Source organism: Chromobacterium sphagni (genome assembly GCF_001855555.1).
In the GTDB taxonomy this organism is placed as follows: domain Bacteria; phylum Pseudomonadota; class Gammaproteobacteria; order Burkholderiales; family Chromobacteriaceae; genus Chromobacterium; species Chromobacterium sphagni.
This window is the reverse complement of sequence record NZ_MKCT01000041.1, coordinates 17,868-36,709: the sequence shown is the minus strand read 5'-3', so window position 1 is coordinate 36,709 and position 18,842 is coordinate 17,868. Positions and strand designations below refer to the sequence as shown.

Sequence of the window (18,842 nt, the reverse complement as noted above, 5' to 3'; positions counted from 1 at the left end):
TAGATATCCGGCATTTATCTCATGACAAAGCCTTTGTTGCATAACCCCGCCGCCAGCTGCGGCATGCTAAGTCAATGAACACCGCAGCACCCCAGAGCAAGAAGCCCAAGCAACGCTACGCAACCACCAACTGGCATGAGTACGACGCGGCCCTGACCGCACGCGGATCGCTGCTGGTCTGGCTCGATAAAGACATGCAATGGCTGACCCTCCCTGCCAACCGGCAACAACGGCCGATCAGCCACATACACCGACGCTGCCATCCAGTTCTGTCTCAGCATTAAATGCCTGTTCAATCTGCCGTTGCGGCAGGCTCTGGGTATGGTGCAAAGTCTGCTGCAATTAGCTGGGCTCGACTGGCTGGTGCCGGATCACTCCACCGCATGCCGTCGCCAGCGCACCTTGCAGGTCCGGATCGGCTATCGCCGCAGCTAAGGGTCCGCTGCATCTGCTGATCGATAGCACCGGCATCCCGTTTCTCGGCGAAGGCGAGTGGGAAACGCAAAAAGCACGGTGCCGAATATCGTCGTCAGTGGCGCAAGGCACACCTGGGCATTGACGCCGAAACATTGGAAATCCGAGCTATCGAGGTGACTGGCAAGGGTGTGGGAGACGCATCGATACTGCCGGAGTTGTGAATGCAGCTGGCGGATGAGCCCGTTGCCACGGCGACGCTGGATGGCGCTTATGACACTCAGGGTTGTTGCGCAGCGCTGTTTGGCCTAGGAATCATGCCGGTGATCCCGCCGCGCAAAAACGCCAAGCCGTGGAAGTCGAAAATCACTGGCAGCGAGGTGGGCAATGCAGCGATCGCGGCATGCAAGCGCTTGGGATGTCGAATCTGGAAACGCTGGAGCGGATATCACCGCCGCAGTCTGGCGGAAACGAAGATGCACTGTTTCACGCGACTGGGTAGCCGAGTGATGGCGCGCACCTTTGATCGACAGGTGGCGGAACTGCAAGTGCGTGCGGCGCTATTGAACCGCTTTACCGCCCTTGGCTGCCCGAAGACCGTGGCGGTAGCGGCGATGGGCTAAATCCGCCTTGGGAAAAGGGAGGCTCGCTCTTAGCTGGGGTTATGCAACAAAGCCTGCTGAAGGGTATGTTTTGGGCCTGTCCGAATTTTTGTGTAACGGAGTTTGGCTTACGCCTGTGGAATGCGTTCCTCGAACTGAATGGTAAAGCGAGTCAAAGATGTTCTGTACGCCCCGATTACGCAGCTCGGTCACGACCTGAAGCCAGAACTTGGCTCCCTCCGTCTGAGCCTGCCACCTCCCCTGCACCTCCTTCTCTCCCGCCAGGGTAATGCCGATGGCGAGATAGACGTCTTTCACCCGCACAGCCACCTCGCGCACCTTAACGTGGATACCGTCGAGGTAGATGATCGGATAGACCGTATCGAGACGGCGAGCCTGCCAAGCCTTGACCTCTTCGGTGACAGCATCGGTGATGGAGGAGATCAGACTGGGCGAGACCCCGGTTCCGTACATTTCCTCCACATGGGCCTGCATTTCCCGAACAGTCATGCCGCGGGCGTAAAGTGTGATGTCTTTGTCGTCGAATACGGTCCAACTGGTCTGGTGCTTGAGGATGAGTTGAGGCTCAAAGGTTCCCTTGCGGTCACGTGGCACCTCGACGGGTAAGTATCCGAACTCGCCCTTTAGGGTCTTGCGGCTCTTGCCGTTCCGGGTGTTGCCGGCGGGATTGAGGACCGGCTCGTGTCTGCTATGGCCAAGGTGCGCGGCCTTCTCTGCCTCCAGCGCTTTATCGGGCGGCCGCTTGGTCAGTTTCTTCAGTGGGCCGCTCTCACCGATGAGGTCTTCGGACTTCTGGTAATCGGCCAGCAAACTGTCCAGAAGTGCGTCAGATACGTCGTGTTTCTTCGAGCTCATTGTGTCTCCAGACAAGACGGCAGTTTCCTGCCAAATAGTCCGTTTACACAAAATTCAGTACATGCCCGTCTAAGGGCTGCGCGGCGCGCTGCAAGCGATCGCGCACAGCTCGCCAAGCGACTTCATCGGGCGGCAGCACGATCCAAACGGTCAGGCATCCGCTGACGTCGGCCTCGTGCAGCGCGGAATACAGCGTCTGCGCGTAGCCTTCCGGCGTAGGCGGCATGCGTTTGAACCAGCCGCAGCGCGCGGCCGGCGGTTCGATGGCCAGCACAGCGGCATGCTGCCAGCCGGCTTCGTGCGCGCTCTCCGCCGCCTCCGCCGCCTCCAGCCGGTAGCACGGCTGGCGCGGCGCGTAGTGCGAAGCCAGATTGCCGGGCACGCGCGGCGCGTCGGGCGCGGCGGCTTCCGCCAGATCGAGGTAAGGTGCCAGCATGGCGGCGGTGATGGCGCCGGGACGCAGGATGGCCGGCCGTGCGCCGCTGAGATCGAGAATGGTGGACTCGATGCCCACCGCGCACGGGCCGCCATCCACCACGGCGGCGATGCGGCCCTCCATATGGGCGCGCACGTGGTCAGCGGTGGTGGGACTAATGCGGCAGAACGGATTGGCCGAAGGCGCCGCCACCGGGCGTTGCAGCCGGTCCAGCAGCGCTTGCAGCAGCGGATGGCTGGACCAGCGCAGCGCCACCGTGTTTTGTCCGGCGTTGACGATGGCCGGCACCTTCGGGCTCGCCGGCACCACCAGGGTCAGCGGGCCGGGCCAGAAGCGTTCGATCACCGGCCAGGCACAGTCGGGGACGCGCGCCGCCCATTCGTTCAGTTGCTCAAGGCCCGGCAAATGCACGATCAGCGGGTGATCCGCCGGCCGGTTCTTGGCGCGGAAAATGGCGGCCACGGCATCGGGCTGGGTGGCGTCGGCCGCCAGCCCGTAAACGGTTTCAGTGGGAACAGCGACCAGCTCGCCGGCGCGCAACAGCGCGGCTGCCTGATCCAATCCTTCGGGGGTGGGGCTAAGTGACTTCATAGTTCTCTAAAGTTCAGGGATTGCAGTAATCGCAGTATTGCGGCGATGCGGCCGCCCGCAAGGGCTGTTCACGCGTGGCCTGGCAGCACGGGCATTGCCAGCGGCGCACGCAGGCTTGGCGCGTGGGCGCGCCGCAGTCTTGGCACGGCGCGCCTGCCAGCGGCGCGATCTCGCCAAAACCGGACGCGCCGCAGCCCGGACAGACGCTAGCCAGCCGCTCCGCCAGCGCGGCAGCGGCCCGCGCGATCATCGCCATGCGCGTTGGGTTGCGGTGGGCGCGCATATCGCACTCCAAATGCAGCGGGCCGCCAGCCAGATGCCGCGCCAGATGCGCGCGCAGCGCGGCTTCGTCGGTCAGCGCCTTGTGAAAAGCCGCCTCGCCGGGCCGGCCGACAATCAGGCCGTGCGTTGGAAAACCTGCCTGGAGCATAATGTCCGGCAGGGCAGCCAGATCGTGAAGCGTCCAGTGGCGGAAATTGGTTTCCGGTCCGCGCATCCAGGCTTCCACCGCGTATTGGCGTTCCGCGTCCCAGCACAGCAACAGTTCGGTGGCCCAGCCGCAGCTGCCCAGCCACGGGTCGGCGCCGAAGCTGCCTTCGCTGCCGATGCCGTAGCGCAAACCGCTGAGTTCGCAAGCCAGCTTGGCCTTGGTCAGCGCGGCGTCTCGATGGCTGCAGGCGCGCGCGACTTCGCCGGTGAAAGTACCCAGGCTGTCGGTATCGAAGCTGTCCATCAGCGTCAAGTCCCAGCCGATGCCGGCCAGCGCGGGAGCGATAGCAGCATGCTTGCCATGGCGGGTCAGCAAAGCGGCGCGGCGCTCAGTCATGTTTCCACCCTCTCTCGGCATGCCAGCGCAGCGGCGTTTCGCCGTGCACGCAATACAGGTGCAGCCAGCCGTTTTCCGCCAGCTGGCGCGGAATGGGCTGCGCCGCCAGCGCGGCGGCCAGTTTCTCCGGCGGCGCGTCTATGCAGACAGCCAGCCGCAGCGGCGCGTGACGCAGGCGTTGGCCGTCATGCACCGACTGCCATGCCAGGCCAATGCGCAAATCGCCGCTATTGCCTTCGAACACGCCGATGCGGCCGCCCACCACATTGTGCAGCAGCTTGTTGCCGCTGCCGAAGCGGCGCGGGTCTACCGTGGAGGCGAAATACTGCATATTGATCCAGTGCGCCACCACCATGGGCGCGGCCAGAATCGTCTGCAGCCGGGAGCCGTCGGCATCGGCTCGCCAGTCGTATTCATGCAGGAAGGCGCGGCCACCCAGGTCCAGCCTGCGCGTCTTGGAGCGTGGCGCGGCGATGAAAAACGCATTACCGGCCAGCGCCCATTCGGGCCGCGTTTCCGCCCAGTCATCTCCCTTTTGCCGCATTTTCTTCAGCAATATGGCGTCATTCGCCTCCGGCGCGAGGCCCACTTGTGGCGCGCGGCGCTTACGGGCCAGCGCCGATGCTGCCTGCAATTCCGCCTGCAGGCCGGGCAAGCGAGCACGCGCGTCCGCTTGCAGCGTTTCGGCGTCCAGCAACAGGATTTCGTCGCTGTGAGTCAGATGCAGCGCGGGCAGGAACACCGTATCGGCGGGAATGGGGCGGCCCAGCGCCGCCAGCCGCTCGCGTAGCGCCGGATCATTGAACCAGTTGGCCAGAAGCCGGACATGCTGGTGGCCGCCATGACCGCCGCAGGCCCCGCATTGCAGCGCCGCCGCCTGAGGATTGTTGCTGGCATGGCTGGCATGGCCGACCAGCAGCACCCAGGGTGCCATCGAACCGGAAAGACCCATGGCCGGCAACAGGCCGGAAACGATTTCCATCCGTTTCTCCAGGCCCAGTCCCTCTTGCGGCACAAGTTTGGCGCTGCGCGGTGTCAGCCAGGGGTCTAGCTGCGGCAGGGCTGCCTGATAACCGCGCGCCTTGCTGCGCCGGGCCAGCGCCGCCAGTTTGCCCAGGCCGGCGCTTTCCACCAAGGCGAAGCCAGAGAGCGGCGAGCGCAGGAAGGCACGCCAGCCGCGCCATGCCGCCGCGGGCTTGGTCTCAAGCGGCGTATGCGCCTCCCAGCCCGGCGCCAGCAGCACCGGCAGACGCGGTTGAGCGGCGTCGCTGCCCGGTACGCGGTAAGCCAGCGGCAGGCCGAAAAAGCCGGCGAAACCGTAAGTGCGGCTGTCCGGAACCGTTTCCTCCAGCGCCCGGCGCAGCGGTTCGGAACGCACGTCGATGCAGAACACGGCTTGCAGGGTGGGACGCATGACGTCTTCCGCGGCAGGTTCTCGGCACAACGCCTGGGTGAGCGGGCCATGCAGCGAGAGCTCGTGCGCACGTTGCCAGATCAGCGCGCGCGCGTCGGCTCGGCCATGCCGGTGCGGCTCCCAATCGCGCCGCCAGGCCGACCAGGCGCTGTCCGGGCCGCGCGCGCCGTCGTCGAGCATGCATTCCCAGGCAAGCTGGATAGCCAACAGCTGGCGCAGGTGCCCGTCCGTTTCGCTTTTCAGCCCGGCTTGCCAGCCAAGATAAGCGCACCAGGCCGCCCAGCCGTTATTGCGCATCAGCAGGGCCTGCAGCCAGGGCGTCAGCCACGCCTGCCCCGCTTGCAGCTGCTCCAGCCCGGCGGCCAACATGGCCTCCGCGTCGCCGGGCAACTGTTCGGCCCGCAGGCGGATCTGCTCCCGCCGCTCGGGCAAGACGCTCAGACCGTAAGGATGGCGCATCTGCTCCAGCCAGGCCGCGTAAAAGCCGCGTTCATGGTCGAGGTGCCAGTTGGCTTGGTCGCGGTCGAACCAAGCCGCGCAATACTGGCTGATTTGCTGGATGACGACATCGGTCCAGCTTTGCGCGCTGAGCGGGCCCGCCGCTTCGCGATGGTAGGCGGCCAGCGGGCGTGGCGACGGGGGATGATCGGCATGGCGCGGCTCGGTGGCCAGCCAGGCTTGCGCACCGTCGGTCCAGCCGGCTTCCAAGAGCGCGGCTTCCAGCGCGTCGGCGCTGATTTCGCCGCGCTGCCAGGCATCCAGATACTCGCTGCGCGGCAGATGCAGCGAGCTATCCGCCACTTGGCGCAGCGTGTCGGCGGCATGACTGAAGGGCTGGTCGCGCAGACCCCAGTAGGGTGAGCTGGCCACCAGGCTGTCCAGCGGCCAGGCGGGTGCGACAGCGGCCAGGGCGTGGTCTATGGCTTGCCGCCATCTGGCTTTATGATCAGTCACGGCGGCTCTCCTGCAGTTGAAGCCATTTCAGGGCAAGGGGAGCGGCCGGCCGCGGGCGGCGGCGGCCCAGCATGCACCACCATTCGTCAAGGTGGAAGCCGGCGAAGGCATGCGGATAGATCAGGCGCGCCAGCGCGCCTTGCGGATGGCGCAGCAGCCAGCCTTGCAGCAGAAAGACGAAAAGGAACATCGCGGCCAGCAAGGCTTGCGCCCACTCCGGCGGCATCGGGCCATGCAACGGCAGGATCTGCGCCGCCAAGGCGTGCAGTAGCAGATAGGACTGGCTCAAGGCCAGCGCGGCCAGCCAGCCTGCCCAGCCGCGCAGCAGCGCGCCCATGCCCAGGCCCATCGCCAGCCAGAACAGCGGCGGCAAGGCCGCTGCGGGGATCCAGCGCTGCCACAGCCATTGCGAGACAGCCAGCAGCGCGGCTGCGATCAGACCGCGCGCCAGATGAGAAAGCGCGCTATCGACCATTTCCCTGCCCAACATGCGCCGCGCCGCGCTGTCGCGCGCCGTTTCGCCGGCTAGCAGGAAGGCATGAGCCTTGTAGAACGAGTGGGCCAGCAGATGCAGCAAGGCCAGTGAATACCAGCCCATGCCGATTTCCAGCAGCATGAAGCCCATCTGCGCGCAAGTGGACCAGGCCAGACGCAGCTTGATGCTGATGCGCGTGAGCATCACCACGCAGCACAGCAGCGCGCTGGCCCCGCCCCACAGCATCAGCAGAGTGTTGGCTGGCGGCGCGGCTTGCAGCAGCAGCGCCGCCTTGATCAGCACCATGCCGCCCAGATTGACCACCCCGGCATGCAGCAACGCGGAAATCGGCGTAGGCGCTTCCATCACCTGGGTCAGCCAGCCGTGAAAGGGCAGTTGGGCAGTCTTGATCGCCACCGCCGCCGCCAGCAACACACCGGCCGCCATGGCGTAGCCCTGCGCGCCATCGGCCAGCGCGGATGGCGCGCCAGGCAGCAGGCTGAGGCTGCCGCCGGCCAAGGCCCACAGCAGCAGAGCGCCCAGCAGCAAGAGTTCGGCCAGACGGCTGGCGCGCCATTCGCGGCGCGCGGCCAGTTGCGCGGCCGGTCGGCCGGGGTAAAAGGTTAGCAGCGTCTGCAAGGCCAGGCTGCAAGCGATCCAGGCCAGCGCCATCAGCAAGAGATGGCTGGCTTGCACCACCACCGTCACTGCCATCAGCAGACAGCCGATAGCGCGCAAAAAGCGAGCCTGACCCTGCTCGCCTTGCATATAGCGGCGCGAGTAGCGCAGGACCATCCAGCCCAGCAGCTGGATCAGCGCCTGCATCAGCCACGCGGCGGCGGACCACCGCGCAGGCATCGGCATGAAGATCAGAGGAAGCAGTAGCAGGCCGCCAGTCAGGGCGGCGATTTCGGCTGCCTGCCAGTGACGCGACAGAACACGGCCAGGCCACAGGGCGGGCAGCAACCAGGCCAGCGCGATGGTGCATGGCAGCGCGGCAAGCAGGGTTTGGGGCATGATGGGCTCCGTTGTTTTCCCGCTTGAACTTTGCCTGATCGAACATGTTCAGTAAAATAGATTAAATATTAGTTTTTATTCTTTATTTAAGAACGATGAACCGGCTCAACTATCACCATCTGTATTATTTCTGGGCTGTCGCCAGCGAGGGCCACCTGACGCGCGCGGCCGAAAGGCTGCATGTATCGCAATCGGCCTTATCGGCGCAAATCCGCCAGTTGGAGGAGCAACTGGGCCAGCCATTGTTTCTGCGCGAAGGCCGCAAGCTGCAGCTGACCGAACTGGGCGTGGTGGTGATGCGCTATGCCGAGGAGATTTTCGCGCTGGGCAACGAACTGCTGGCCACCGCCGCCTCCGGCCAAGGACGCGGCACCTTGCGCATAGGCAGCGTGGCCACGCTATCGCGCAATTTCCAGGAGTGGTTTTTGCAGCCGGTGCTGAAAGAAACCGATGTACGCCTGGTGCTGGAGTCGGGCAGCCTGGACGAGCTGCTGCAGCGGCTCAAGGCGCACGAACTGGACGTGGTGCTGTCCAATCGCCCTGCCCTGGGCGACGACAAGCAATCCTGGCGCTGCCGCACGCTGGCGCGTCAGCCGGTGGTGCTGGTGGGGCCGCCGCGGTCGGAGGGGCAAACGTTCCAATTCGAACGCGATTTGCCGGCGCTGCCGCTACTGGTGCCCAGCCGCAAGAGCGAGATTCGCTTGCGCTTCGACCTGCTGTGCGAGGAACTGGCGCTACAGCCGGTCATCCGCGCCGAAGTGGACGATATGGCCATGCTGCGCCTGTTGGCGCGCGATGCAGGCTGCGTGGCGCTGCTGCCGGCCATCGTAGTGCGCGACGAGCTTGGCAAAGGCTTGCTGCAACAATACTGCGTGGTGCCGCGCGTCGAGGAGACCTTCTACGCCATCACCGTGCAGCGCCAGTATCTGCCGCCGCTGCTGCAAGGTTTGCTGCGCATGGCGATAGCTGATCAGGCGATAAGTCTGAGTTCCCCCTGATCTGCACGTTTACGATTTGACGTCCAGCCGACATGTCGTCAAAACAGACCTGAAGCATATGCCTGATGATGTCTTCATTCTCGTATTTGCCGTACACGCGCAAGCACTGCACCGCCCGGTCGCAGCCGCGGGAATAGTAGCTGTACAGAATCACGTCCGTCGGCATCTCGGCTTTCAATTCGCCTTCCTTTTTCGCTTGCTCGACGATGTCCTGCAGTGTCTTGTGCAGCGTGATCGCACGGCTGCAGGCTGCGGGTCAGCATGCCGCGTACTTGCGGGCTGGAGGAAGGCAGAAAGGGCAAGCCTCACCGCAGCGCCCAGGCCGGCAGGTCGCGCAGGCGGACTCCATTCCGGCTCCTGCTTGGCCAGATAGTCCTGCGCATCGTCCAGCAAGCGGATCATCACTTCGGTCGCCAATTTGTCCTTGGATTTTGAAATGCTTGTAAAGGCTGGGTTTGGAAATCCCCGCTTCGCTCGCCACGTCGTCCATGATCATCAGATCAAAGCCCTTGCTCGCCAGCATCCGCGTGGTGGCGTCCAGCACGGCTGTTCGCGCAGCTTGAATGCTTGGTCCTTGAAGCTGAGCCTTCCGAGAATACCAATTAGTAACACCTTTTACTGATAAGTATCATTTTTTTCAAATCGGTTTTATCCTGAATACAAAGCAGCCCCGGCTCCCCCTCCAAGCCGGTGGATTTTCTCCCTCGCGACAGGACGACATGGTGAACGCCTCATCGCCACAACGCATCGCTGTGATAGGCAGCGGCATCGCCGGCCTTGCTACGGCGCATTTTCTTTCCAGAAAGCACTCGGTGACGCTGTTTGAGTCGGCCGACTATCTGGGCGGCCATACCCACACTGTCGATATCACGGTCGATGGATACGACTTTGCGGTGGATACCGGCTTTCTGGTTTTCAATGACCACACTTACCCCAACCTCATCGCCTTGTTCAGCGAGCTGGATATCCCCAGCCATCCCAGCGAGATGTCGTTCAGCGTCTCCATCGGCCAGGGCCGGCTGGAATGGGCTGGCCGCGATCTGGACAGCGTTTTCACCCAGCGCGGCAATCTGCTGTCGCCGGGTTTTTGGGGCATGCTGTCCGATATTCTGCGCTTCAACCGCGAGGCGGGATGCAATCTGCGCCGCGCGATGGAAGCGCCGCAGAGCCTGGGACGCTTGCTGGATGCGGATGGATACGGCGCACGCTTTCGCAACCATTATCTGCTGCCGATGGCGGCGGCGATCTGGTCCAGCCCCTGCAGCGACATTCTGTCCTTCCCGGCCGAAACTTTTCTGCGCTTCTGCCTGAACCATGGCCTGCTGCAGCTGCGCGACCGTCCGCAATGGCGTACCGTGCCGGGCGGCGCGCGGCAATATGTCGATAAAATCGCTGCCGGCCTGGCCGATGTCCGGCTGTCCACTCCGGTGCTGCGCGCAAGCCGCGTCGATGGACGCGTGCGTCTGCTCACCTCCAGCAGCGAAGAAACCTTCGACGCCGCGGTGTTCGCCACCCATGCGCCGCAAACGCTGAACCTGCTTGCCGACGCGGATGAGATGGAGCGCGAGATATTGTCCGCGGTGCGGTATCAAGCCAATGAGGCGGTGCTGCACACCGATGCCGCGCTGCTGCCGCGCCGCGAAGCCGCCTGGTCAGCCTGGAACTTCCTGTCGGATGAGCAAGACGACGGCCGCGCGGTGGGCGTCAGCTATCTGCTCAACCAGCTGCAGCCGTTGCCGGTGGCCACGCCGGTTGCTGTGACCTTGAACCCGCCGCGCCCGCCCGATCCCGCCAAGGTATTGCGCCGTTTCCACTACGAGCACCCGTTGTTCGACGCCGCCGCCATCGCCGCGCAAACGGCTTTGCCCAGCATTCAGGGCCGCCGCGCTTGCTGGTTTGCCGGGGCCTGGACCGGCTACGGCTTTCATGAGGACGGGCTGAAATCAGCGCTGCGGGTGGCGCAGGCTTTTGGACTGGCGCCAGACTGGGCGAGGCTGGAATCATGAGCGCGGCTTATCTTCTGACCGGGCATGTGATGCACCGCCGCCTGCGGCCGGCTGCCAACCGCTTTGTCTATCCAGTGTTCTGCCTGCGGCTGAAGGTGTCCGCGCTGGAGACGATGCGCGGCTTGTGGTTTGGCGTGGACTGCTGGCGGCCGCTGTCGCTGCGCACGCGCGACTACGGTCCGCGCGACGGTTCGGCGCTGCTGCCGTGGATACGCGCGCGGCTGGCGGAGGCCGGCCTGCCCGCCGACGGCGAAGTCTGGCTGCAGACTTTCCCGCGCGTGTTCGGCTATGCCTTCAACCCGGTCAGTTTCTGGTTTTGCCACGATGCGGCCGGCAGACTGATCGCGGTATTGGCGGAGGTGAACAACACCTTCGGCGAGCACCACAGCTATCTGCTCAGCCCCGCCCACGGCCGCGAAATCACCGCCGCCAGCCAGCTGAGCTGCCGCAAACTGCTGCATGTCTCGCCGTTCTGCCGCGTCGAGGGCCACTACCGGTTCCGCTTCCACCAAAGCGGCGATCTGGCGCTGGCGCGCATCGACTATCACGATGGCGCGGGCGCTGTGCTGCACACCGCCCTATCCGGCCGCCTGCAAGCCTTGACGCCAAAAACCGCGGCAACCGCCTTGCTGCGCCAGCCTCTGCTCACACTGGGCGTCATCGCCCGCATTCACTGGCAGGCGCTGAAGCTATGGCTCAAACGCGTGCCCTTCTTCCGCAAACCGCATCCCCCCGCCGCCGAGCTCAGCCGCGGCCTGGAGCTGAAATCATGAGCGCGAGCCAACCCATCATCCTGTCCCGCCCCGATATCCCCGCCGCCGGGCGGGCGCTGCTGGCTTTGTTGTCCAGGCTGCGCCACGGCAGCCTCAAAGTTGTCACGCCGGATGGCGAGACGCTGTGGTTCGGCGCGCCCCATGCCCAGGCCGACGCCGAGCTGGCGCTGCGCGACTGGCGCGCATGCGGCCGCATTCTGGCCGGCGGCGACATCGGCTTTGCCGAGGCCTACCGCGACGGCTGGCTGGATTGCCCAGACCTCGCCGTCCTGTTGCGGCTGGCGCTGCGCAACGAAAACGCTTTGCAACTGGGCGAGCTGGGCCGCTGGGCCGCCCGCCTATGGCACCGGCTGCGCCACCTGTTGCGCGTCAACAGCCGACGCGGCAGCCGCCGCAACATCCACGCCCATTACGATATCGGCAACGATTTCTACCGGCTGTGGCTGGACCCCAGCTGGACTTATTCCAGCGCCTGGTTCGACGGCGACTACGCCCTGCCCTTGGCTGATGCGCAAACCCGCAAATACCAGCGCATCTGCCAGCAGTTGCAGCTGCGCCCCGGCATGCGCGTGCTGGAAATCGGCTGCGGTTGGGGCGGCTTCGCCGAGCACGCCGCCCGCCTTGGCGTGGCGGTGCACGGCATCACCATCTCCGATGCCCAGCTGGACTTCGCGCGCCGCCGCCTGGCCAGCGAGCCGCTGGTCAAGCTGGAACACCGCGACTATCGCGATCTTTCCGGCCAATACGACGCCATCGTGTCGATCGAAATGTTCGAGGCGGTGGGCGAGCGCTACTGGTCCGGCTATTTCGACACGCTGCGCCGCTGCCTGAAGCCGGGCGGCAAAGCGCTGGCGCAAAGCATCACCATAGAGGAGTCGCGCTTCGAGACTTACCGCGCTGAGGCGGATTTCATTCAGACCTTCATCTTTCCCGGCGGCATGCTGCCCAGCCGCGAGCGTTTTGAGCGCGCGGCGCATCACAGCCAACTGAGCTGCCGCAACCGGCTGGATTTCGGCGCGGATTACGCCGAAACGCTGCGCCGCTGGCGCATGGCTTTCGAGGCCAATCTGGACGCCATCCGCGGCCAGGGCTTCGATGAAGCCTTCATCCGGCTGTGGCGGCTTTATCTGTGCTACTGCGAGGCAGGGTTCGACGCCGGCCGCATCGGCGTGTCGCAGTTTCTGTTGCAAAGGCTGTGATCATGCGCCGCCCCGCCTGTCTTGCCGCTTTGGCCCTGCTCGCCGGCTGCGCCGGCCCGGCGGTCGGCGATTACGCCGCCAACCGGCCGCTGTTCGACCCAGGCCAGTTTTTCCTGGGAAAAACCGAGGCCTGGGGCATGTTCCAGGACCGGCAAGGCCGGCTGGTCAAACGCTTCACCGTGGACATGGACGGCGAGCGCCTGGGCGACGAGCTGGTGCTGACCGAACGCTTCCATTACAGCGACGGCAGCCGTCAACAACGCGTGTGGCGGCTCAAGCCGACTGGCGCGGGCCGCTGGCGCGGCCTGGCCGACGACGTGGTGGGCGAAGCCGCTGGCGAAACCGCCGGCAACGCGCTGCGCTGGCGCTACACATTGAGGCTGCCGGTGGACGGCAAGGAATATCAGGTGCAGTTCGACGACTGGATGTTCCTGCAGGACGAGCGCAGCATGCTCAACCGCGCGGCGATGAGCAAGTACGGCTTCCATCTGGGCGAAGTGACGCTGTTTTTCCGCAAGCCGGAGCCCAGGCCATGACGCTGCGGCTTAATCCCGCCATCGCCGACTGGCGCGCGCTCCGGGTGTGGGTGATCGGCGCGTCCAGCGGCATCGGCGCCGCGCTGGCCGCCGAACTGCTGGACGCCGGCGCGGAAGTGATTCTGTCCGCCCGCCGCGCCGAACCGATGCGCGCGCTGGCCGCCGGCCGCAGCCGCGCGCGGGTGGAAACGCTGGATGTAACCGACCCGGCCGCCTGGCTGCGCGTGTGGTCGCAGCTGGAAACGGCAAACGCGCGGCCCAACCTGGTGGTGTTCTGCGCGGCAGACTACCGGCCGCAAACCTGCCTGGACCTGCGCGCAGAGGAAACCCGCCGCCTGCTCGACACCAACCTGCTCGGCATTTACTACGGGCTGGAAGTCATTCTGCCGACGCTGGCACGGCAGGGCGGCGGGGTGGCGCTGATCGCGAGCGTGGCCGGTTACGCCGGTCTGCCCGGCGCTGCGGTGTACGGCCCAGGCAAGGCCGCTCTGATCAATCTGGCGGAAATCCTCTATACCGAGCTCAAGCCGCGCGGGGTGGCGGTTTACCTGATCAACCCCGGCTTCGTCGCCACGCCGCTCACCGCCAAGAACGACTTCTCCATGCCGGCGCTGCTCACGCCGCGCCAGGCGGCACGGGACATCATGCGCGGCTTCGCGCGCGGCGCGTTTGAAATCCACTTCCCGTTCCGCTTCACCATATGGCTCAAACTGTTGCGGCTGCTGCCCTACCGGCTGCGGCTGCCTTTGCTCGCGAGGTTGGCACGATCATGAAACGCACGCTCTCCCAGGCCGATTGGCAGGCCCTGCTCGACTGGTACCAGACGCTGACGCCGGACACGCTGCCGGACATCGGCCGCTTTTACACCGATGCAGCCCGCTTCAAAGATCCGTTCAACGACGCGCGCGGCCTGGCAAACATTCAAGCGGTATTCCGCCACATGTTCAAAACATTGGACCAACCGCGCTTCACCGTCATCCATGCGCTGCGCGATGGCGACCAGGCCTTCATCACCTGGGATTTCGACTTTATCTACGCCGGCCGCAAACTGGGAATCCACGGCGGCAGCCATCTGCAGTTCGACGCCGACGGCAAGATCACTCTGCACCGGGACTACTGGGATGCGGCGGAGGAGCTGTTCGAGAAGATTCCGCTGTTAGGCCTGCCGGTGGCTTGGCTGCGCAAGAAGCTCAAGGCCGCGTGATGGCGGCCAACACATTCAAGGGCAATAAGGCGGCGCTGCCGTCCAAGCCCTGCGCCGCCTGCGGCAGAACCATGAGCTGGCGCAAGAAGTGGCGCGCTAATTGGGACGCGGCTCAGTATTGTTCAGAGCGCTGCCGCCGCGGCAAAAGGCAAAGCGCATGAGCACGGTCATCTACTGGTTGCGCCAGGATCTGCGGCTGGACGACAACGCGGCGCTGCTGGCGGCCTGCGGCGGCGAGCGGCTGCTGCCGGTGTACTGCCATGCGCCGACACAGGACAGCGGCTGGGGTTTCGCGCGCAGCGACCGCCACCGCCAGGCCTTTGTCGGCCAAGCGCTGGACGGACTGCGGCGGGCGCTGAAAGCGCGCGGCAGCGCGCTGTGCGAGCTGGCGGGCGCGCCGGCGGAAATATTGCCTCGGTTGGCACGGCAACTGGATGCCGACCGAGTGGTATGCGAGCACATCGCCGCGCCGGAGGAGGAAGCCGAAGTCACCGCCTTGCGCCGCGCCGGCCTGCAGGTGGACCCCATCTGGCAATCCAGCCTGTATGCGCCGCTGCAGCTGCCGTTCGCGCTGGATCGCTTGCCTATGGCGTTTACGCCGTTCCGCGGCGAAATCGAACAGGCATCGCTGACGCCAGCCGCGCCGCTGGACGCGCCGAACGCGCTGCCGCCCGCGCCTGACGGCTGGCCGGACGATGCCCCACCGGCGCGCGTGCCGCCGGCCATCGAGCCTCGTTCGTCCTTTCCCTATCATCTGCCGCCGTTCCACGGCGGCGAAGAAGCGGCGCGCGCGCATCTGGCGCAATACCTGGCGCGCGGCCTGCCGCACCGCTACAAAACGACGCGCGACCGGCTGTACGGCGCAGACTTTTCCACCAAGCTTGCGCCGTGGCTGGCCTGCGGCGCCCTGTCGCCGCGCCGCGTCTGGCAAGCGCTGAAGGATTTCGAGGCCGAATATGGCGCCAGCGACGGCAGCTACTGGATAGGCTTCGAGCTGCTGTGGCGCGATTATTTCCGCTTCCTGCTGCTGCGCCACGGCGCCAGGCTGTTTCACGCGTCGGGTCTATCCTGCCAGCCGGCGCCCGGGCACGACGCCACAGCATTCCAGCGCTGGCGCGACGGCGAGACCGGCCAGCCGCTGGTGGACGCGGCGATGCGCGAACTGGCGGCCAGCGGCTATCTGTCCAACCGTTTGCGCCAGGTGGCGGCCAGCTACCTGATTTACGAACGCGGCGGCGATTGGCGCGCCGGCGCGGCCTGGTTCGAGGCGCAACTGCTCGACTACGACGTCTACAGCAACCAGGGCAACTGGCTGTATATCGCCGGTCGCGGTACCGACCCGCGCGGGGGACGGCGCTTCAACCCGCAGCGCCAGGCCGACGAGCACGACCCGCAAGGCCGCTACCGCTCGCTATGGGGCGCGGCATGACGACATTGCGACTGATCCTGGGCGACCAGCTCAATCCCTGCCATAGCTGGTTCGCCGCGCCCGATCCCAACGTGGTGCATGTGATGATGGAAATCCGCCAGGAAACCGATTACGTGCGCCACCACGCGCAAAAGATCCTGGCCGTCTTCGCCGCGATGCGCGATTTCGCCGCCCAGCTGAAATCGCAAGGCCATCGCGTCCGCTACGTAGCCATCGACGACCCGAGCAACCGCCAGTCGCTGACCGGCAATCTGGATGCGCTGATCCGCCATTACGGCGCGACGACGGCGGCATACCAGGCGCCGGACGAATGGCGGCTGGACCGCCAACTGGCCGACTGGGCCGCCGGCCTGTCCATTCCCTGCCAGATGACGGACAACGAACACTTCTATACCGCGCGCGGCGAGGCGGCGGCGTTTTTCGGCCCGCGGCGGCAATGGCGCCAGGAAACCTTGTATCGCCAGTTGCGGCGCCAGCACGGCATCTTGATGGACGACAACGGCGAGCCGGCCGGCGGGCGCTGGAATTTCGACGCCGACAACCGCCAGCGCTGGCGCGGAGATCCGCCCGAACCGCTGGACCCGCGGCCGGCGCATGACCACAGCCTGCTGTGGCAAACCATCACCGACGCCGGAGTGGGCAGCTTCGGCCAGCCGCAGGCGGATGCGCTGCGCTGGCCGCTCAACCGCGCCGAGGCGCTCTCCCAGCTGCAAGCCTTCATCGAACACGCGCTGCCGCATTTCGGCGCTTACCAGGACGCGATGAGCCTGCGCGCGCGGCGGCTGTTTCATTCGCTGCTGTCCTTCGCGCTCAATGTGAAAATGCTCAATCCGCGCGAGACGGTGGACGCCGCCGCCGCCGCGTGGCGCGCAGGCCGCGCGCCGCTGGCTGCGGTGGAAGGCTTTGTGCGGCAGGTACTGGGCTGGCGCGAATACGTGCGCGGCGTGTATTGGGCCAGGATGCCCGGCTACCGCGACTGCAACGCGCTGGAACACAGCTTGCCGCTTCCGCGCTGGTTCTGGAACGGCGATACCGGCATGCAGTGTCTCGCGCGCGCCATCGGCCAATCGCTGGAGGACGCCTACGCCCACCACATCCAGCGGCTGATGGTGATCGGCAATTTCGGGCTGATCGCCGGCCTGTCGCCGCAGGCGCTGCATGAGTGGTATCTGGGCGTCTACATCGACGCCTTCGAGTGGGTGGCGCTGCCGAACACCCTGGGCATGAGCCAGTTCGCCGACGGCGGGCTGCTCGGCAGCAAGCCTTACGCCGGCAGCGCGGCCTATATCGGCCGCATGAGCGACTACTGCGCCGGCTGCCGCTACCGGCCCAAACAGCGCGTCGGCGCCGACGCCTGCCCGTTCAATGCCTTGTACTGGGATTTTTTCCGACGCCACCGCGCGCGGCTGGCCGCCAATCCTCGGCTGGCCTTGGTCTACCGCCAGCTGGACAAGCTGCCGGAAGCCGAACGCGCCGCCATCACCGCGCGCGCCGCCGCGCTGCAAGCCAATCTCGACGCACTGTGAGACCACCATGCTGAAAATACCGCTCGCCCTCTTCGCCCTCGCCTTGTTGCCGCTGACCGGCTGCGACACCGCGCCGCCGCCCGAGATCGCTCCGGTACAGGGTTTTCAACTGGAACGCTACCAGGGCCGCTGGTATGAAATAGCCCGCCTGGACCACCGCTTCGAACGCGGCCTGCAGGCGGTGAGCGCCGACTATAGTCGCAACGCCGACGGCAGCATCCGCGTGGTCAACCGCGGCTTTGACGCCACCACTTCCAGCTGGCGCGAAGCAGTCGGCAAGGCCTGGTTCAACGGCCCCGCGGATGTCGCCTCGCTGAAAGTGTCGTTCTTCAGCCCGTTCTACGGCGGCTACCATGTGGCAGCGCTGGACCCCGGCTACCGCTGGGCGGTGGTGGTGGGACCGGACAAGGACTATCTGTGGCTGCTGTCGCGCGACAAACAGCCCGCCGCCGACGCCAAGCCCGCCCTGTTGTCGGTGGCTGCCAGGCTGGGCGTGCCGGCGGACAAGCTGATCTGGGTGAGGCAGGACCGTGGCGACAACTAGGCGGCTCAATCCGGAAAAATTGCTGCTGAGCAAATGGACCGCCGCCAGCCCGCGAAACCAGGAGAAGCACTTCTTGGTGGTGAAACTGGGACGGCCCGCGCCCGATGGCCCGGTCGAGACGGTAACGCTGGAGGCGGTATATACCAGACGTCAGCAAGTTGTGCCGTGGCAGTCGCTGCGCGACAAAAGCCAATGGCTGCAGGGATGGAAATAAACGTCTGGTCATAACTGCAAGGTATGCACTTGCCTCGCGCCGGCATTGTTTTTATCGTTTAAGCATGTCTTCCCATCCATCGTCATGGAGTGTCGCCATGGAGTTGTTCGATACCTTGTCCGCCCAGATCCGCCATATGCGCCTGCCGCTGTTCGCGGTCAGCCTAAGCGCCGTTCCCTTTCCTGATACCCCGCTATTGTTGATGCTGCATTGGCATGGTTTCCGCAAGTCGGCCCCCGACCGCGCGCCGATGGGCCAAACCTCGCTGCGGCAAGTGCCCGCGTCGGCTTTACAGCTGACGCGGAGATGGAAAGTTCTATCACTGGTAGAGGAAGAGATTCTGGACGCAGCCTGGCAGTTGGGCGCCTGGAGCTTGCTACGCGACGAGCGGCGCGGCTGCAACACCATAGGCGCCGCCGCCGGTGAAGAACTGGCCTGTCGCCAGGCTTTCGGCGACTTGCCGCCTATCGACGGGCTGGAAAGCGTAGTGGCCGAAGCGCCCGACGGCCTGGAACTGATGCGGCTGGCGGCCCACCGCGGCTATGTTTCCTGGCAGTTCAGGCCGGTGCATGGCGGACTGTGGCGCGAACTGGCCGAAGACGACACGCTGGGCGAGACGGGACTGCGCCAGCCCCCTTGCCCGCTCGCGCCACGCGCCTGCCGCGGCGGCAAGGCGGCCCGGACCGAATACCGTTTCGGCTACGTTGAGCGCGTCATTTTTTAGTCGCATTTTTCTGAAAAAAACCTCTTGAAAAGTTTTTTGCCCGCCCTTATTTCGTCATTCGTCAGCCTCCCTGGCTGAGTGTGA

18 protein-coding genes and 2 pseudogenes are annotated in these 18,842 nt (G+C 65.4%); 14 read left to right on the top strand and 6 right to left on the bottom strand.

Annotated features, from left to right (window positions below):
- Positions 1-74: 74 nt before the first annotated feature.
- Positions 75-1,037 (top strand): annotated as a pseudogene (locus BI344_RS15740) (IS5 family transposase).
- A gap of 126 nt (positions 1,038-1,163) precedes the next feature.
- Here the strand turns inward: BI344_RS15740 and BI344_RS15735 are convergent.
- From BI344_RS15735 to BI344_RS15715, 5 genes and pseudogenes are all read right to left on the bottom strand, one after another.
- Positions 1,164-1,892: pseudogene (locus tag BI344_RS15735) on the bottom strand (IS256 family transposase); the annotation flags it as partial.
- 43 nt (positions 1,893-1,935) lie between these two features.
- Positions 1,936-2,919 (bottom strand): L-threonylcarbamoyladenylate synthase, encoded by a 984-nt coding sequence (locus BI344_RS15730; protein WP_071113822.1) that lies wholly within the window; start codon positions 2,917-2,919, stop codon positions 1,936-1,938.
- A gap of 13 nt (positions 2,920-2,932) precedes the next feature.
- A complete protein-coding gene (locus tag BI344_RS15725) occupies positions 2,933-3,745 on the bottom strand; it encodes a DUF6671 family protein (RefSeq protein WP_083370249.1) in 813 nt (270 codons plus the stop codon).
- A complete protein-coding gene (locus tag BI344_RS15720; RefSeq protein WP_071113820.1) occupies positions 3,738-6,113 on the bottom strand; it encodes a YbcC family protein in 2,376 nt (791 codons plus the stop codon). Before BI344_RS15720 ends, BI344_RS15725 begins: the two co-directional genes overlap by 8 nt.
- Complete coding sequence (locus tag BI344_RS15715) at positions 6,106-7,605, bottom strand: NADH-quinone oxidoreductase subunit L (protein WP_071113819.1); 1,500 nt, start codon at positions 7,603-7,605, stop codon at positions 6,106-6,108. Before BI344_RS15715 ends, BI344_RS15720 begins: the two co-directional genes overlap by 8 nt.
- A 95-nt stretch (positions 7,606-7,700) precedes the next feature.
- Here BI344_RS15715 and BI344_RS15710 point away from each other — a divergent pair, with 95 nt between their 5' ends.
- Positions 7,701-8,603 carry a LysR family transcriptional regulator gene (locus tag BI344_RS15710; RefSeq protein WP_071113818.1) on the top strand — a complete coding sequence of 301 codons (903 nt, stop codon included), beginning with the start codon at positions 7,701-7,703 and terminating at the stop codon, positions 8,601-8,603.
- Between the two features lie 256 nt (positions 8,604-8,859).
- Here BI344_RS15710 and BI344_RS25445 read toward each other — a convergent pair whose 3' ends face one another.
- Complete coding sequence (locus tag BI344_RS25445; RefSeq protein ID WP_241499379.1) at positions 8,860-9,147, bottom strand: helix-turn-helix domain-containing protein; 288 nt, start codon at positions 9,145-9,147, stop codon at positions 8,860-8,862.
- A gap of 178 nt (positions 9,148-9,325) precedes the next feature.
- On the opposite strand from BI344_RS25445, the gene BI344_RS15705 reads away from it, so the two are divergent.
- The 12 genes from BI344_RS15705 to BI344_RS15650 all read left to right on the top strand — a co-directional run bounded on the left by BI344_RS15705 (position 9,326) and on the right by BI344_RS15650 (position 18,758).
- Complete coding sequence (locus BI344_RS15705; protein WP_420912614.1) at positions 9,326-10,609, top strand: NAD(P)/FAD-dependent oxidoreductase; 1,284 nt, start codon at positions 9,326-9,328, stop codon at positions 10,607-10,609.
- Positions 10,606-11,382, top strand: coding sequence for a DUF1365 domain-containing protein (locus BI344_RS15700; RefSeq protein WP_071113816.1), 777 nt, complete (start codon positions 10,606-10,608; stop codon positions 11,380-11,382). Before BI344_RS15705 ends, BI344_RS15700 begins: the two co-directional genes overlap by 4 nt.
- A complete protein-coding gene (locus BI344_RS15695) occupies positions 11,379-12,581 on the top strand; it encodes an SAM-dependent methyltransferase (protein ID WP_071113815.1) in 1,203 nt (400 codons plus the stop codon). The genes BI344_RS15700 and BI344_RS15695 overlap by 4 nt, the downstream gene beginning before the upstream one ends.
- 2 nt (positions 12,582-12,583) lie before the next feature.
- Positions 12,584-13,117 carry a DUF3833 domain-containing protein gene (locus BI344_RS15690; protein WP_071113814.1) on the top strand — a complete coding sequence of 178 codons (534 nt, stop codon included), beginning with the start codon at positions 12,584-12,586 and terminating at the stop codon, positions 13,115-13,117.
- Entirely contained in the window at positions 13,114-13,890 is a 777-nt protein-coding gene (locus BI344_RS15685) for an SDR family NAD(P)-dependent oxidoreductase (RefSeq protein WP_071113813.1), read from the top strand. Before BI344_RS15690 ends, BI344_RS15685 begins: the two co-directional genes overlap by 4 nt.
- Positions 13,887-14,321, top strand: coding sequence for a nuclear transport factor 2 family protein (locus BI344_RS15680; RefSeq protein ID WP_071113812.1), 435 nt, complete (start codon positions 13,887-13,889; stop codon positions 14,319-14,321). Before BI344_RS15685 ends, BI344_RS15680 begins: the two co-directional genes overlap by 4 nt.
- On the top strand, positions 14,321-14,482 hold the full coding sequence (locus BI344_RS25875; protein ID WP_071113811.1) for a DUF2256 domain-containing protein: 162 nt from the start codon (positions 14,321-14,323) through the stop codon (positions 14,480-14,482). The genes BI344_RS15680 and BI344_RS25875 overlap by 1 nt, the downstream gene beginning before the upstream one ends.
- Positions 14,479-15,750, top strand: a complete 1,272-nt coding sequence (locus BI344_RS15670; RefSeq protein ID WP_071113810.1) for a DASH family cryptochrome — start codon at positions 14,479-14,481, stop codon at positions 15,748-15,750. Before BI344_RS25875 ends, BI344_RS15670 begins: the two co-directional genes overlap by 4 nt.
- Positions 15,747-17,276, top strand: a complete 1,530-nt coding sequence (locus BI344_RS15665; RefSeq protein ID WP_193430996.1) for a cryptochrome/photolyase family protein — start codon at positions 15,747-15,749, stop codon at positions 17,274-17,276. Before BI344_RS15670 ends, BI344_RS15665 begins: the two co-directional genes overlap by 4 nt.
- A gap of 7 nt (positions 17,277-17,283) precedes the next feature.
- The gene (locus BI344_RS15660; protein ID WP_071113808.1) at positions 17,284-17,820 is read left to right on the top strand and encodes a lipocalin family protein; all 537 of its coding nucleotides are present in this window, start codon (positions 17,284-17,286) and stop codon (positions 17,818-17,820) included.
- Positions 17,821-17,839: 19 nt separating this feature from the next.
- Complete coding sequence (locus BI344_RS15655) at positions 17,840-18,034, top strand: TIGR02450 family Trp-rich protein (RefSeq protein WP_241499378.1); 195 nt, start codon at positions 17,840-17,842, stop codon at positions 18,032-18,034.
- Positions 18,035-18,131: 97 nt separating this feature from the next.
- Positions 18,132-18,758 (top strand): diguanylate cyclase, encoded by a 627-nt coding sequence (locus BI344_RS15650; RefSeq protein WP_071113806.1) that lies wholly within the window; start codon positions 18,132-18,134, stop codon positions 18,756-18,758.
- The last annotated feature ends 84 nt before the right edge of the window (positions 18,759-18,842 follow it).